The 14,425-nt window shown below is 71.7% G+C and carries 14 protein-coding genes; 6 read left to right on the top strand and 8 right to left on the bottom strand.

Translation table 11 applies throughout. The features are described 5' to 3' along the window. Nucleotides 1-43 precede the first annotated feature (43 nt). The 3 genes from Psi01_RS33350 to Psi01_RS33340 are packed head-to-tail and all read left to right on the top strand — an operon-like array spanning nucleotide 44 to nucleotide 3,281. Entirely contained in the window at nucleotides 44-1,111 is a 1,068-nt protein-coding gene (locus Psi01_RS33350) for an ABC transporter substrate-binding protein (protein ID WP_204068127.1), read from the top strand. Beyond that, nucleotides 1,108-2,274: a Gfo/Idh/MocA family protein gene (locus Psi01_RS33345; RefSeq protein ID WP_239128215.1), complete on the top strand. Its 1,167-nt coding sequence runs from the start codon at nucleotides 1,108-1,110 to the stop codon at nucleotides 2,272-2,274. Before Psi01_RS33350 ends, Psi01_RS33345 begins: the two co-directional genes overlap by 4 nt. After that, nucleotides 2,274-3,281, top strand: a complete 1,008-nt coding sequence (locus Psi01_RS33340; protein ID WP_204068126.1) for a sugar phosphate isomerase/epimerase family protein — start codon at nucleotides 2,274-2,276, stop codon at nucleotides 3,279-3,281. Before Psi01_RS33345 ends, Psi01_RS33340 begins: the two co-directional genes overlap by 1 nt. Nucleotides 3,282-3,437: 156 nt before the next feature. Here Psi01_RS33340 and Psi01_RS33335 read toward each other — a convergent pair whose 3' ends face one another. Next, nucleotides 3,438-4,250 carry a dioxygenase family protein gene (locus tag Psi01_RS33335; RefSeq protein ID WP_239128214.1) on the bottom strand — a complete coding sequence of 271 codons (813 nt, stop codon included), beginning with the start codon at nucleotides 4,248-4,250 and terminating at the stop codon, nucleotides 3,438-3,440. Between the two features lie 247 nt (nucleotides 4,251-4,497). On the opposite strand from Psi01_RS33335, the gene Psi01_RS33330 reads away from it, so the two are divergent. After that, nucleotides 4,498-5,433: an AraC-like ligand-binding domain-containing protein gene (locus Psi01_RS33330; protein ID WP_204068125.1), complete on the top strand. Its 936-nt coding sequence runs from the start codon at nucleotides 4,498-4,500 to the stop codon at nucleotides 5,431-5,433. 168 nt (nucleotides 5,434-5,601) lie between these two features. Here Psi01_RS33330 and Psi01_RS33325 read toward each other — a convergent pair whose 3' ends face one another. The 3 genes from Psi01_RS33325 to Psi01_RS33315 are packed head-to-tail and all read right to left on the bottom strand — an operon-like array spanning nucleotide 5,602 to nucleotide 7,378. Further along, complete coding sequence (locus Psi01_RS33325) at nucleotides 5,602-6,687, bottom strand: alcohol dehydrogenase catalytic domain-containing protein (protein ID WP_204068124.1); 1,086 nt, start codon at nucleotides 6,685-6,687, stop codon at nucleotides 5,602-5,604. Between the two features lie 12 nt (nucleotides 6,688-6,699). Then, the gene (locus tag Psi01_RS33320; RefSeq protein WP_203876987.1) at nucleotides 6,700-6,894 is read right to left on the bottom strand and encodes a ferredoxin; all 195 of its coding nucleotides are present in this window, start codon (nucleotides 6,892-6,894) and stop codon (nucleotides 6,700-6,702) included. Between the two features lie 10 nt (nucleotides 6,895-6,904). After that, nucleotides 6,905-7,378: a pyridoxamine 5'-phosphate oxidase family protein gene (locus Psi01_RS33315; protein WP_204068123.1), complete on the bottom strand. Its 474-nt coding sequence runs from the start codon at nucleotides 7,376-7,378 to the stop codon at nucleotides 6,905-6,907. A 77-nt stretch (nucleotides 7,379-7,455) separates the two neighbouring features. Here Psi01_RS33315 and Psi01_RS33310 point away from each other — a divergent pair, with 77 nt between their 5' ends. Continuing rightward, the gene (locus tag Psi01_RS33310) at nucleotides 7,456-8,103 is read left to right on the top strand and encodes a class I SAM-dependent methyltransferase (protein WP_204068122.1); all 648 of its coding nucleotides are present in this window, start codon (nucleotides 7,456-7,458) and stop codon (nucleotides 8,101-8,103) included. Nucleotides 8,104-8,192: 89 nt separating this feature from the next. Here Psi01_RS33310 and Psi01_RS33305 read toward each other — a convergent pair whose 3' ends face one another. From Psi01_RS33305 to Psi01_RS33290, 4 genes are all read right to left on the bottom strand, one after another. Beyond that, nucleotides 8,193-9,527 (bottom strand): DUF1702 family protein, encoded by a 1,335-nt coding sequence (locus Psi01_RS33305; protein WP_204068121.1) that lies wholly within the window; start codon nucleotides 9,525-9,527, stop codon nucleotides 8,193-8,195. 174 nt (nucleotides 9,528-9,701) lie between these two features. Then, the gene (locus tag Psi01_RS33300; RefSeq protein ID WP_204068184.1) at nucleotides 9,702-10,739 is read right to left on the bottom strand and encodes a prenyltransferase; all 1,038 of its coding nucleotides are present in this window, start codon (nucleotides 10,737-10,739) and stop codon (nucleotides 9,702-9,704) included. Between the two features lie 100 nt (nucleotides 10,740-10,839). Continuing rightward, the gene (locus Psi01_RS33295; protein WP_204068120.1) at nucleotides 10,840-11,553 is read right to left on the bottom strand and encodes a class I SAM-dependent methyltransferase; all 714 of its coding nucleotides are present in this window, start codon (nucleotides 11,551-11,553) and stop codon (nucleotides 10,840-10,842) included. A gap of 28 nt (nucleotides 11,554-11,581) precedes the next feature. Continuing rightward, nucleotides 11,582-12,826 carry a glycosyltransferase family 4 protein gene (locus Psi01_RS33290; protein ID WP_204068119.1) on the bottom strand — a complete coding sequence of 415 codons (1,245 nt, stop codon included), beginning with the start codon at nucleotides 12,824-12,826 and terminating at the stop codon, nucleotides 11,582-11,584. Between the two features lie 306 nt (nucleotides 12,827-13,132). Here Psi01_RS33290 and Psi01_RS33285 point away from each other — a divergent pair, with 306 nt between their 5' ends. Beyond that, nucleotides 13,133-14,161: a GDP-mannose 4,6-dehydratase gene (locus Psi01_RS33285; RefSeq protein WP_204068118.1), complete on the top strand. Its 1,029-nt coding sequence runs from the start codon at nucleotides 13,133-13,135 to the stop codon at nucleotides 14,159-14,161. Nucleotides 14,162-14,425 lie beyond the last annotated feature (264 nt).

Below are 14,425 nucleotides of genomic sequence, written 5' to 3'. Positions count from 1 at the left end.
GACACCTCACCTCTCCCTTCACGGCATCCGAAGGAGCACGGCAATGTCCAACCCACTCGCCCGTCGGGGATTCCTCGTCGGCGGCGCCGTCATCGGGGCGGGGGCCCTGGTCACCGCCTGCACGAGCAACGAGCCGGCCGCCCAGCCCACCGCCGCGGGAACGCAGCCCGCCAGCCCGCCGGCGGCGGGAAGCGACAACGACCAGCCGGGCAAGCAGATCACCATGGGCTTCTCCGCCCCGGCGGCCGACCACGGCTGGATCGCCGCGATCGCCAAGAACGCCGAGGCCACCGCCAAGCAGTACAGCGACGTGGAGTTCAAGCCGGTCGAGCCGACCAACGACATCAACGCGCAGATCTCGGCGGTCGAGTCGCTCATCGCGGCCAAGGTCGGCGTCCTGGTGATCCTGCCCAACGACGGTCAGCAGCTCAACCAGGTCGCCCGCCAGGCCACCGAAGCGGGCATCCCCGTGGTGAACCTCGACCGGATCTTCCCCGACAAGCTCTCCTACCGGACCTGGATCGGCGGGGACAACTACGGCATGGGAGTAGCGGCCGGGCACTACATCGGCAAGAAGCTCAAGGACAAGGGCGTGTCCAACCCGGTGATCGTGGAGATCCAGGGCATCGCGACGCTCCCGCTCACCCAGGACCGCAGCAAGGGCTTCGCCGACGCGCTGAAGACCTACGGCTTCAGCGTGACGGCCCAGCAGGACGCCCAGTTCACGGTGGAGACCGGCAACGAGGTCGCTAGCAACCTGCTGCAGGCGCACAAGAAGATCGACGCCATGTGGAACCACGACGACGACCAGGGCGTCGGCGTGCTGGCCGCGATCAAGGAGGCGGGCCGCAACGAGTTCTTCATGGTCGGCGGCGCGGGCTCGGCCAACGCGATGCGCGAGATCCAGTCCGGCAACAGCGTGCTGGAGGCCACGGTGACCTACAGCCCGACGATGGCCTCCTCTGCCGTCCGGCTCGGCCGGCTCATCGCTCAGGGCAAGGGCATGAGCGACCTGGTGGAGAACCAGGTGCCGCAGTCGATCACCCTGGCCTCGGAGACCATCACCAAGGACAACGTCGCCCAGTACCTGCCGCTGGGGTTCGAATCGTGAAGCCGGTCATCGGGGTGGGCATGGTCGGGCACGCCTTCATGGGACGCGCGCACTCCCAGGCGTGGCGGAGCGTCTCCGCGTTCTTCGACCTGCCGGTCGTACCGTCCATGGCGGCGCTGTGCGGCCGTTCGCCGGATCGCACGGCGCAGGCCGCCCGCGAGCTCGGCTGGGCCGCGGCCGAGACGGACTGGAAGCAGCTCGTCAAACGCGACGACGTGCAGATCGTGGACATCTGCACGCCCGGCGACTCGCACGCCGAGATCGCCGTCGCCGCGCTCGCCGCGGGCAAGCACGTCCTGTGCGAGAAGCCGCTGGCCAACACCGTCGCCGAGGCGGAGGCGATGGCCGAGGCGGCGCGCGAGGCGGCGGAGCGGGGCGTGCAGGCCATGGTCGCCTTCAACTACCGCCGCGTCCCGGCCATCGCCCTGGCCCGCCGGCTGGTGGCCGAGGGCCGGCTGGGCGAGCTGCGCCACGTGCGGGCCCAGTACCTGCAGGACTGGATCGTCGATCCGGAGTTCCCGCTGGTCTGGCGGCTGCGCAAGGACAAGGCGGGCTCGGGCGCGCTCGGCGACATCGGGGCGCACATCGTGGACACCGCCCAGTTCGTCACCGGGCAGAACCTGACGGGCGTCTCGGCCCTCACCGAGACCTTCGTCAAGGAGCGCCCCCTGGCCGAGGGATCGGCCGGGCTGGCCGGCGAGAGCCGTACCGGGGAGAAGGGGACGGTCGACGTCGACGACGCCGCGCTGTTCATCGGGCGCTTCGAGGGAGGAGCGCTGGCCTCCTTCGAGGCGACCCGGTTCGCCGCGGGGCGCAAGAACGCGCTGCGGATCGAGATCAACGGCTCTAAGGGGAGCCTGGCCTTCGACTTCGAGGCGATGAACGAGCTGTGGTTCCACGACCACACGCTCGACGGGGACGAGGCGGGCTTCCGCCGGATCATCGTCACCGAGCCCGGCCACCCGTACGCGGGGGCCTGGTGGCCACCGGGGCACGGGCTGGGGTACGAGCACACCTTCACCCACGAGGTGAAGGACTTCCTGGAGGCGGTTGCCGCCGGGACCGCCCCGTCGCCGTCCTTCGAGGACGGTCTGCGGGTGCAGCGGGTCCTGGCGGCGGTCGAGGCGAGCGCGGCCGACGAGAGCCGCTGGACGGTGGTGTGATGAGCAGGCCGATCACGTTGTTCACGGGCCAGTGGGCGGACCTCCCGTTCGAGGAGGTCTGCCGGCTGGCCGCCGAGTGGGGCTACGACGGTCTGGAGATCGCCTGCTGGGGCGATCACTTCGAGGTCGACAAGGCCCTGGCCGACGACTCCTACGTCGAGCGGAAGCTGGAGGTGCTGGCCAAGCACAACCTGAAGGTGTGGACGATCTCCAACCACCTCGTCGGGCAGGCGGTCTGCGACCACCCGATCGACGAGCGGCACAAGGGGATCCTCCCCGCCCGGATCTGGGGCTCCGGGGACGCCGAGGAGGTACGGCGGGCGGCGGCCGAGGAGATGAAGGACACCGCCAGGGCCGCGGCCAAGCTGGGCGTGGACACCGTCGTGGGGTTCACCGGCTCGTCGATCTGGCACACGGTCGCGATGTTCCCGCCGGTGCCGGCTTCGATGATCGACGCCGGCTACCAGGACTTCGCCGACCGGTGGAACCCGATCCTGGACGTGTTCGACGAGGTCGGCGTGCGCTTCGCGCACGAGGTGCACCCGAGCGAGATCGCCTACGACTACCACACGACGGTGCGGACGCTGGAGGCGATCGGGCGCAGGGAGGCGTTCGGGCTGAACTGGGACCCCTCCCACATGGTCTGGCAGGACCTCGACCCGGTCGGGTTCATCCTCGACTTCGCCGACCGGATCTACCACGTGGACTGCAAGGACTCCAAGGTGCGCTGCGGCGACGGCCGGCGCGGGCGGCTCGCCTCCCACCTGGCCTGGGCCGACATGCGGCGCGGCTGGGACTTCGTCTCGACCGGGCACGGCGACGTGCCGTGGGAGGACTGCTTCCGCGCGCTGAACTCCATCGGCTACGACGGTCCCATCTCCATCGAGTGGGAGGACGCGGGGATGGACCGTCTCGACGGCGCCCCGGAGGCGCTGCAGTTCGTCAGGAGGCTGAACGCCATCACGCCCCCGGCGGCGGCCTTCGACGCCGCGTTCGGCGGGGAGTGAACGCTTCCGGGCACTGAAGGGCCGAGGCCGAGGCCGTACGAGGGAGATCGTGCAGGGGGAGATCGTGCAGGGGGAGATCGTGCAGGGGGAGATCCTGCAAGGGGGACGCCGGACGTCCCGCCGTCCGAGTAGGCGCCGGGCGGCGGGATCCGGAGGTCAGACGCGCTGCCACAGGGCGGGGACGTTCGGGGGCTCCCACCCGGCCGCCGACGTGTGCGCCTGAAGGCACCGGTAGGCCGCGCCGCCGTAGGTGACCTGGGCTCCGGCCGCGTAGAAGGCCCCGGCCCGCCAGGTGCCGCCCTCTCCGGTGGGCGTCGGCGTCGGTGAGGGCGTGCCCGTGCCGGCGACGTCGAGAACGAAGTCGAACGTCCCCTCCCGCCCGGAGCCGACCGTGCGCACGTTCATCAGCAGCGACGGGTCGTAGATCGTGTCGGTGCTGTTGCGCGGCTCACCCGGGAAGTACAGCTGCGTGGTCAGGATCCGCGGCTGGCCCGGGGCCTGGAGCTTGACGTGGATGTGCCGGGTCCGGCCGGGATAGAGGCCGGGGACGACGGTGGTCAGCCGGTAGGACCCGTCGGCGCCGGTGTACAGGTGACCGCGCAGCCGGTAGCCGGTGTTGTCGTAGGCGCCCATGGCGTCGGCCTGCCAGAAGTCCATCAGCACCCGGTCCAGCGGGCGGCAGGCGCGGTCGAAGACGTGGCCGGTGACGACCAGGCGGACGCCGGACACCCCGGCGGTCAGGTCGTCGCGCCGGGGGGAGTTGGGCTTGAAGTACGGCCCCTCCGTCTGCGCGACGGTGGTCCTGCCGGGGGTGCAGGCCAGCAGCTCGTTCCCGGGCGGGGCGGACGAGGCGTTCGCGGTGGCTCCCGCCACGGCCGGGACGGCGAGGGCGCCCACCCCGACCGCGGTGATGAACTGCTTACGGCTGAGGCCGGGTGTCTCGCCGGGCATATGAGAGTTCTCGGGCATGCGTGTGCTCTCCTTCGGACAGCGGCGGCCGGCCGCGCTGGGGATCGGCACGGCCCGTTCCGTCCTGACGTGTATATCCACGCCCTCCGCCCGAGACTTGGCCGCGCGTGCCAGGCTCCCGGCCCGGAGCGCCAAGTGGGCGGATGCGGTGGGCGGGCATAACACGGTGCCGACGACGTGGATGGGATTTCCGCCGGGTCCGTCCGCGAGGGGAGGCTGGGGCCGTCATCGTGACGAGGAGACGGCCATGCCCACGTTCGTCAGCACGGCGGGACAGCCGGCCGAGGATCAGGCCGCGTTCTGGCGGCACCTGGTGTCGCAGGCCTTCGGCCCGCTGGAGCTGCGGGCCGAGGAGGCCCGCGCGGGGTTCGCCGGCCGGATCGTCGGCCGCACCCTCGGCCCGGTCCAGGTGAGCGACGTGCGCGCCCCGGCCCACGTGGTCAGCCGGGCCGCGCGGCACGTCGTGCGGGACGGCCGGGAGCACTACAAGCTCTCCCTGGTGCTGCGGGGATCGGGCGTGGTCGAGCAGGCGGGCAGGCACGCCGTGGTCGGCGCCGGGGACCTGGTGCTCTACGACCTGGCCCGCCCGATCCGGTTCGCGCTGGAGGACCATCGCCTGCTGGCCCTCACGATCCCCCGGTCGATGATCCCGCTGCCGCCCGCCCACGTGTCGGACCTGGTGGGCACGGTGCTGGGCAGCAGGCAGGGGCCGGGCAGGCTGGCCGTGTCGTTCCTGAGCGCGCTGGCCGACGACGGCGACGCCGCGGAGGGACCGCACGGCGCGCATGTCGGGGAGGCGCTGGTCAACGTGGTGACCGGGGCGATGCGGGAGCGGCTGGACGGCCTGCCCCCGGTGGCGGGCCCGCACGCCGAGCTGTTCGGGCTGATCGAGGACTGGATCGAGCGGAACCTGCACCGCCCCGACCTGTCCCCGGCGGTGATCGCCGGGGCCCACCACGTCTCGGTGCGCCAGCTCCACCGGATCTTCCAGGCGGCGGGGACGACGGTGGCCGCGCACGTGCGGGCCCGCCGTCTGGAGCGCTGCCGCAGGGAGCTGTCGGCGGATCCGCGGGCCGGCCGGGTGGGCGTGATCGCCGCCCGCTGGGGGTTCGCCGACGCCACTTCCTTCAGCCGCGCCTTCCGCCGGGCCTACGGGATGGCGCCGCGCGACTACCGGGGCTGACCTCCGGGGCTGACTTCCCGGAAGCGACCGGCCGGAGCAGCCGGGGGGGCGGCCGGTCGGGTACGGCCCGCGGGCCCGTCATCCGGGATCCGCGGGCCGTACGGGACGCGAGGATGCCGACGCGGGCGGATGGCCACCCGTACAGGCCGCCCGGCGGTATCTCGCGCGTCAGTCCATGACGACGACCTGACGCAGAACCTCGCCGTTGCGCAGCGCCGTCACGGCGTCGTTGAGGTCGGCGAGCTTGATCCGCGCACTGATCATGCTCTCCAGATCGAGCTTCCCGGCCTTGTACAGCTCGGCGAAGAACGGGAAGTCCCGCCGGACGTCCGACCCGCCGTACAGCGAGCTGAGGATGTTCTTGCCCTCGAACAGCAGCTGGAAGGCCGTCAGCGGGACGGTGTCGTCCATGGCGCCCGCACCGACGATGACCACGTCGCCGCCGCGGCGGGTCGCCTGCCAGGCGGTCATGATGGCCGCGGACTTGCCCACGGCCTCGAAGCCGTAGTCGAAGCCCTTGCCGCCGGTCAGCGTGCCGAGCGCGTCCATGAGCTGGTCGGGCGTGATCGCGTGGGTCGCGCCCACCTTCTTGGCCAGCTCGTGCTTGGACTCCAGCGGGTCGATCGCCAGGATCGTGGTCGCGCCGGAGATCCGGGCGCCCTGGATGATCGACAGGCCGATGCCGCCGGCGCCGACCACGGCCACGGTCGAGCCGGGGCGGACCTTGGCGGTGTTGAGCGCCGCGCCGACACCGGTGGTGATGCCGCAGCCGATCAGCGCCGCCGCCTCGAACGGCACCTCCGGATCGACCTTGATCGCGCCCTGCCAGGGCACGATGATCTCCTCGCTCCAGGTGCCGCACCCGGCCATGCCGAAGGCGGGGGTGTCGCCGCCGAACCGGAAGCGGGCGTTGACGAAGCTGTCCATGACGTAGGTCATGCACAGGAACGGCTGGCCCACCAGGCAGTTCGGGCAGGAACCGCACGCCGGCGTCCAGTTGAGGATGACGTGGTCACCCGGCTGGAGCCCGGTCACGTGGTCACCGACCTCGAGGACCTCTCCGGCTCCCTCGTGGCCGGGGATCACCGGCAGGGGCATGGGCAGCACGCCGTTGAGCACCGACAGGTCCGAGTGACACACACCGGTCGCCCTGACCTTGATCCGGACGTCGGTCGGGCCCATGGGGGCAAGGGTGAAATCATCGCGGATGTCGAGCTTGTCGTCGCCGACGGCATGCAGAAGCGCACCACGCATGGGGGGTCCCTTCTAGTTCTCCTCCAGGGAGAGGGCGGCTTTGGGGCAGGACCGGACGGCGTGCCGCACGCGGTCCATCATCTCGGGCGGCGGCTCAGGCAGCAGCAGGTGCAGCTGGTCGTCGTCGTCGAGCTCGAAGACCTCCGGAGCGAGACCCGTGCAGACGGCGTTGGCCTCGCAGACCAGGTAGTCGACTTTGACTTTCATGTGAGCCTCCTCAACCGGGCTGGACCTGAGTGGCGAGCTTACGGTGATCCCAGGAGATCACCCGAGTCGGCTCCACCACGAAGGCGACCCGCTTGCGGCCGGTGTAGGTGACGTACTCGGTCAGGAGCTCGTCGGAGTCCGGCATGCCCGCCATCCGTCTCGCCACGTTCATGCCGACGTCGAGGATGCCCGCGGGATCGTCGATCCTGCGCGCCACGCCGTACACCAGGACCCCGCGCAGGTCGGAGTAGTCCTCCCCGGCCTCGATCAAGCAGCTCACCCGGGCGTCCCGCTCGATGTTGCGCGTCTTCTGGGCCTTGCCGTAGGTCCAGAATGCGATCTTTCCGTCGGCCACCCCGTAGAACATGGTCACCAGGTGGGGTGTGCCGTCCGGATTGATCGTGCCGAGCTGGAGCTTCCGCGACTCACCGATGAAGGCGGTGACTTCGTCGTCGGACATCACGATGCGGGCGCGCTGGTTCACGGTGCAAAGTAGAACACGTTCCATAAGGCCGGGCAAGGGTCGTACGGAATGTTGTTCGGGATGGGTAGTCTGCTCCGATGAGCAACGCCATCATGCCCCCCGACCTGCTGGGCGCCGCGCAGCGGGCCAAGGGGTTCATGCCCCACGCCGAGGGTCTCGCCCTGTTCGAGACGGCGGTCGCGTACGGCCCGCGCGGGCCGATCTGCGAGATCGGGACCTACTGCGGGAAGTCCGCGATCTACCTCGGCGCCGGCGCCCGCCAGGCGGGTTCGGTGGTCCTGACCGTGGACCACCACCGGGGCTCGGAGGAGATCCAGCCGGGCTGGGCACACCACGACCCCACCCTGGTGGACCCGCGCTTCGGCAAGATGGACTCCCTGCCCACCTTCCGCGCCACGATCGCCTCCGCCGGGCTGGAGGAGGAGGTCATCGCGATCGTCGGCAGGTCCGAGCGGGTCGCCCGGTTCTGGAACACCCCGCTGGCCATGCTGTTCATCGACGGCGGCCACTCCGAGGAGCCGGTGACCCAGGACTACGAGGGCTGGGCCCCGCACGTGATGATCGGCGGCGCCCTGGTCTTCCACGACATCTACCCCGACCCCGCCGACGGCGGCCAGGCGCCGTACCGGGTCTACCGGCGGGTCCTCGCCTCCGGCGCGTTCAAGGAGGTCAGGCAGGAAGGTTCGCTGCGGGTGCTGGAGCGCGTCGGCCCCGGCATCGGCTGAACCCGCGCGCCGGGGCGGGGCGATTCCAGGGGGCGCGGCCCGGGCGGGGCGCGACTCCGGGAGGTGCGGCCGTGGCGGCGCGGGAGACCTCAGGAGGCGCGGCCGTGGCGGGCCCAGGCCTTGCGGATCCCGGCGCGCCAGGCCTGGTAGTGCTCGCCGCTGTGCGCGTTGTGGCCCAGCGCGATGAGGGCGGTGTCGGTCCAGCCCGCGGCCTCGTCCACCTCCGCCCCGCACAGCACGGGAGCCGCGGCGGCGGTGTGCGCCGGGACGGCGCCGGAGATCAGCCGGACGGCGCAGGCGAACGCGCCGCCCTGGGCGAGGTGGGCGCGGAAGCCCTCCGCGGCCGCAGCCTCGGCCAGGCGTCCCAGGTCGTCGGGGGCCGCGCCCCCGGTGTAGGCCGCGGCCATGCCGACGCCGCTCCACAGGTCGGCGCGGCGGCCGGCGGGGAACTCGGCCAGGCGCAGCACGAGGCCGTCCACCCCGGCGCACTCGTGCAGCCAGAGCGCCCGGCCCAGACCCTGGTCGAAGATCGCCCAGCGGGCCCGGTCCATCAGCCGGGGCGTGCGCTGCAGCCCCACGGTCCTGTCGGCGGTGAACACGCCCCGGTGGAAGCCGAAGCCGTCGAAGGCCAGCCAGCGCAGCAGCGGATGGACGGCGCGGATGCCCCATGTCGGGCGCAGCCGCATCCGGGCGTAGGCGCAGCCCGCGCCGGAGTGGATCAGGTGCGGATAGCGCACGCCCTGCCCGCTGAGCAGCTCCCGCAGCCGCCGTCCGCCGGTCATCGTGAGCAGGTCCAGCGTCGCGCAGGCCATGCCCGCGCCCTCGTAGGCGAATCCGCGCACGTCCTCGTCGAGATCGTCGATCCGCCCGGTCTCGCCCCCGACCACCGCGTTGAACCCCGCGAGGAACGCCACGAGCGAGGTCTCCAGATGCCCGCGTGCGGGGCCCAGCCGGAAGCGGAGCCTGCCGAAGTCGGCCCGGTCCGCATCCTGGCGCAGCGTGCCGTTCAGCCCCCGCAGCGCCGCCCGCAGGGCTCCGGCGCGACCGGGCCCGCCGGTGTCCGCCTCGGCCGGAGAGGGGCGCTCCTGCGCCTCTGCGGGCTCGGCCTCCGGATCTGCCGGCCGGTGCTCGGACTTGGACGGCTCGCGGTGTTGTCCTCCGGGCGCCTTGGGATCCTCGGGCGCCCGGCGGTCCTGCTGTCCGGATGCTTGACGGTCCCCCGCGGGTGCTCCATGACCCCGTCCGGGTGCTCCGTGGTCCCTCACGGGCGACGGGTGGGCCGGTCCGGGCGACGGGCGCGCCGCCGTGGGGGCCTCGGGCGTTCCGAGGGCCTCGGATGCGGTGCGCTCCGGGCCGGAGACGGCCGGCGCCTGCTCGCCGCCGTCGCGCTGAGCTACTGTCTGGGTGCCCTCCGCGTTGCTCACGGGCCGACCGTAGCCAGCCGTACTCCGGCCCTCAAGCACCGCTCCCGGCCGCCCGGGCAAAGAACCGGGCAAGGAACCGGCCGAGAAACCGGACAAGGAACCGGGCTGGGAACCGGGCTGGGAAAACGCCGGCGGGCGGAGGCCGTACGGCACTCCTGAGAGGGCGGGACGCGCTCAGCGGGAGTGGGCGTGGCTGCAGCCGCAGGCGGCGGTGGGGCGGTCCGTCCGGTACGCGCCCGCGTCGCGGAAGACGCCCGCGGCCGGGGTGCGGTCGCTCAGCGCGTCGGCGGCCAGGATGACGGCGGCGGCGGTGTAGGCCGAGCGCTCGTACGGGAACCACTTCTCGTTCACGAACTGCCAGCCGGTCCAGTACGAGCCGTCGTCGTGCCGCAGGTGCTGCATGTCGGCGAAGAGCTTCAGCGCCCGCTCGCGGTCGCCGAGCGCGTCCAGCGCCAGCACCAGCTCGCACGTCTCGGCGCCGGTCACCCACGGCTGGTCGGAGACGCAGCGGATGCCCAGGCCGGGCTCGACGAAGGTGTCCCACTCCTCGGCCAGCCGGGCCAGGGCCGCCGGGCCGCGCAGCGCGCCGCCGAGGATGGGGTAGTACCAGTCCATCGAGAAGCGGCTCTTGTCGGCGAACGCCTCGGGGTGGGCGGTCAGCACGTGGCCGAGCTGGTCGGCCGCGAGCTCCCAGTCGGGCTGCGGGTGGCCCAGGTGCTCGCCGAGCAGCACGCCGCAGCGCAGTCCCTGGTAGACGGAGGAGCAGCCGGTCAGCAGGGCGTACGGCGCCGGCCGCCCGTCGGCCGCGCGCTCCCAGACGATCTCGCCGCGGGTGGTCTGCAGCCCGACCACGAAGTCCAGCGCGGAGCGGACGACCGGCCACATCCGCCTGGCGAAGTCCTCGTCACCGGTGACCAGCAGCTCGTGCCAGACGCCGACGGCGACGTAGGCGGCGTGGTTGGACTCCCCGCCGTGCTCGACCCCCTGGCCGCCGACGAGCTTCATCGGCCAGGAGCCGTCGGCCCGCTGGGTGCGCACCAGCCAGTCGTAGCCCCTGCGCACCGGCTCGGACAGCCCGGCCACGCTCATCGCCATCAGGCACTCGATGTGGTTCCAGGCGTCCACGTGCCCCTCGGGCCACGGGACGCCCCCGTCGGGTTCCTGCACGGCCGCGATGCTCCGGGCGGTCTCGACGATCTGGTCCCATTCCATTGGGTCGCTCACCGCTCCTCATTCGCTGCGCGGGCGGCCTCGTTCCTCGCCCGACCGCTACGCTCACTGCGTCGGGTTCGCTCCCATGGGAGGGGGAGACTCATGCGGGCTTCCGGACGTAGAGCACCACGCTCTTGCCGATGATCGGGTTGAGCAGGGACTCGGCGATGCGGGTGGCGGCGGGGCGCTTCATGATGTCCCAGACCAGGATCTCGTGGTACGCCTTGGCCAGCGGGTGGTCGTCGTTGTCGACGCCGACCGCGCACTTGATCCACCAGTACGGCGCGTGCAGCCCGTGGGCGTGGTGGTGCGGGCCGATGACGAACCCGGTCGACTTCAGCTTCGCGCTCAGCTCGGCGAGGGTGTAGATGCGCACATGCCCGCCGGGGGCGGTGTGGTAGGCCTCGTCCAGCGCCCAGCAGATCCGCTCGGGCAGGAAGCTCGGCACCGTGATCGCGGCCTGGCCGCCCGGCTTGAGGACCCGGAAGATCTCGCGCATCGCCGTCATGTCGTCGGGGATGTGCTCCAGCACCTCGGCGGCGATCACCCGGTCGAAGCTCGCGTCCTCGAACGGCATGTCGAGCGCGTCCCCGGTCACGGTCTCGGCCGTCGCGCCCGTGGGCACCTCGCCGGCCTTGTCCATCGCGGTGAACATGCTCGCCACGCCCTCGAGCTCCTGGGCGTCCATGTCGAAGGCGACCACGTCGGCGCCGCGGCGCAGCACCTCGAACGCGTGCCTCCCGCCACCGCAGCCAAGATCGAGAACTCGGTCGCCGGGCCCGACGGGCAACCGGCCGAAGTCGACAGTCAGCACGTGCCGCTCCTCGTGAGGGTGGTGGTGATCACTTTGCGCGCCGGGCCTCGATGGCCTCGCGGTAGGCCTCCACGGTGCGCTGGGCGACGACGTTCCAGGTGAAGCGCTCCATCACCCGGTCGTAGCCCTTGCGCCCGACGGCCGCACGCTCCTCGGGGGAGTCGTGCAGGCGGCGCAGTACGGCGGCCAGCTCCTCGGGGTCGCCCGGGGTGACCTGGATCGCCGCGTCGCCCACGACCTCGGGCAGGGCCCCGGTCCTGGAGGCGACCAGCGGGGTCCCGCAGGCCATGTGCTCGACGGCCGGCAGGGAGAAGCCCTCGTAGAGGGAGGGGACGACCGAGATCTCGGAGGTGGCGATCAGCTCGCCCAGTTCGTCGTCGGAGATGCCGTGCACGAACCGCACCCGGTCGTGCAGGGACAGCTCGGCGACCAGCTTCTCGGTCGGTCCACCCGGGGTCGGCTTGCTGACCACGGTCAGGTTGACGTCGCGCTCGGTCGCGAGCTTGGCGACCGCGCGCAGCAGCGTCGCCACGCCCTTCATCGGGGAGTCGGCGCTGGCCACGGCGACGATCGAACCCGGCCGCTTGGGCAGCTCCGGGCGCGGGTGGAAGTAACGGGTGTCCACGCCCAGCGGGATGAGCCGCATGTTGGCCTGGGGCACGTTGAAGTCGCGGTGGATGTCGGCCAGGGAGGACTCGCTGACGGTCAGGATCGGGTTCAGCCGCGGGGCGACCTTGGCCTGCATCCGCACGAACCCGTACCACCGCCGCATCGAGAACTGCTTGCGCAGCGGCGCGGCCTTGAGCTCGATGCGCCGGTCCACGCTGATCGGGTGGTGGATGGTGCCGACGACCGGGAACAGCTTCTGGATGCCCAGCAGGCCGTACCCCAGCGTCTGGTTGTCCTGGACCACGTCGAAGTCGCCGACGCGCTTGGCCAGCTCGCGGCGGGCCCGCAGGCTGAAGGTCAGCGGCTCGGGGAATCCGGCGGTCCACATGGTCGCGACCTCGAGCAGGTCGATCCAGTCGCGGTACTCGCCGAGCCGGGGGGTCCTGAAGGGGTCCTCGTCGCGGTACAGGTCCAGGCTGGGGACCTTGTTGAGGACGACGCCCTCGTCGAGCTCGGGGTACGGCTGGCCGGAGAACACCTCGACGTGGTGCCCGAGCGCGACCAGTTCACGACTGAGGTGGCGCAGGTAGACGCCCTGGCCACCGCAGGTCGGCTTGCTGCGGTAGGACAGCAGCGCAACCCGCAGCGAGTGCTCACCTGGCACGGCAACCCCTTCCTCACCCTGTCCGGATGAGGACAGGTACCGTGAAAGATGACCTTAGTCCTCGGACCCTACCATCCGGTAGTTCTCGCCTATCTAATGTGGAATTGTGCTCAATGCCACTTCTACCTGTCGCGAACTGCGGCGTTAGCCTGGCCGGACGTCGCCTGATGGAACAAGTTCTACCGCTGCTGTGACGGGTGGGGTGCTCACATCGGGGCAGGGCGGTACATTCGCGAATCACACGGCACACTGTTCGGGTAGAACACCGTTCGGGTAGGGCTCCACCCGACGAGCGAGGAGGACGCGTTGGCCAGGCGCGCGCTGATCACCGGCATCACCGGACAGGACGGTTCCTACCTGGCCGAACATCTGCTGAGCGAGGGCTACGAGGTCTGGGGCCTGCTACGGGGACAGGCCAATCCGCGCGTCTCCCGGGTGCGCAAGCTCCTGCAGGACGTCCAGCTCGTCCGGGGCGACCTGCTGGACCAGGGCTCGCTGATCTCGGCCGTGGAGAAGGTCCAGCCGGACGAGGTCTACAACCTGGGCGCCATCTCGTTCGTGCCGATGTCGTGGGAGCAGGCCGAGCTCACCGCCGAGGTCACCGGCATGGGCGTGCTGCGCATGCTGGAGGCCATCCGGGTCTGCTCGGGGATCTCCTCCACCCGCACGGCCAACGGATCCGGTCAGATCCGGTTCTACCAGGCCTCGTCCTCGGAGATGTTCGGCCAGGTCCGCGAGACCCCCCAGGCCGAGACCACTCCCTTCCACCCCCGCTCGCCGTACGGCGTGGCCAAGGCCTACGGCCACTTCCTGACCCAGAACTACCGCGAGTCCTACGGGATGTTCGCCGTCTCGGGCATCCTGTTCAACCACGAGTCCCCGCGCCGCGGCGCCGAGTTCGTCACCCGCAAGGTCTCCCTGGGCGCGGCCCGCATCAAGCTCGGCCTGGCCTCGGAGCTGCGCCTGGGCAACCTGGAGGCGCGCCGCGACTGGGGCTACGCGGGCGACTACGTGCGCGCGATGCACCTGATGCTCCAGGCCGAGACCCCCGAGGACTACGTGATCGGCACCGGCCGCACCCAGTCGGTGCGCGAGCTGGTCGAGGCCGCCTTCGGCGCCGCCGGCCTCGACTGGGAGCAGTACGTGGTCTGCGACCAGGCCCTGCACCGCCCGGCCGAGGTCGACCTGCTGTGCGCCGACCCCAAGAAGGCCCGCGTCCAGCTCGGCTGGGAGCCGTCGGTCTCCTTCGAGGAGCTGGTGGCGATGATGGTGGAGTCCGACGTCAAGCTCCTGTCCGAGGGCGGCGACCCGGACCAGGACTCCTCCTGGCCGTGATCGTGTCCATGGCCGGGTGACCCCGTACCGGGCTGCGCCGGGCCGGCCGTTGAGTGCCGGGCTGCGCCGGGCCGGGCATCTCCGGCCCACCCGTGAGGCACCTGCTCCGGCGGGGCGCCCGCCCGTCGGCCGCCCTCCCGATGACGAGGCGGGAGGCCAGGCCGTACGACTCCCCGGCCGGCTTCAGGCGCTCGGCGGTAGCCACTCACTGGCCCATCCCCTTGTCGCCGGTTAGGGCCGGTGCTGGGCGGCTCGAACCCCCCG

It is taken from the genome of Paraplanobispora siamensis, from assembly GCF_016863175.1.
In the GTDB taxonomy this organism is placed as follows: Bacteria; Actinomycetota; Actinomycetes; order Streptosporangiales; family Streptosporangiaceae; genus Planobispora; species Planobispora siamensis.
This window is presented reverse-complemented; position numbering and strand designations above follow the sequence as displayed.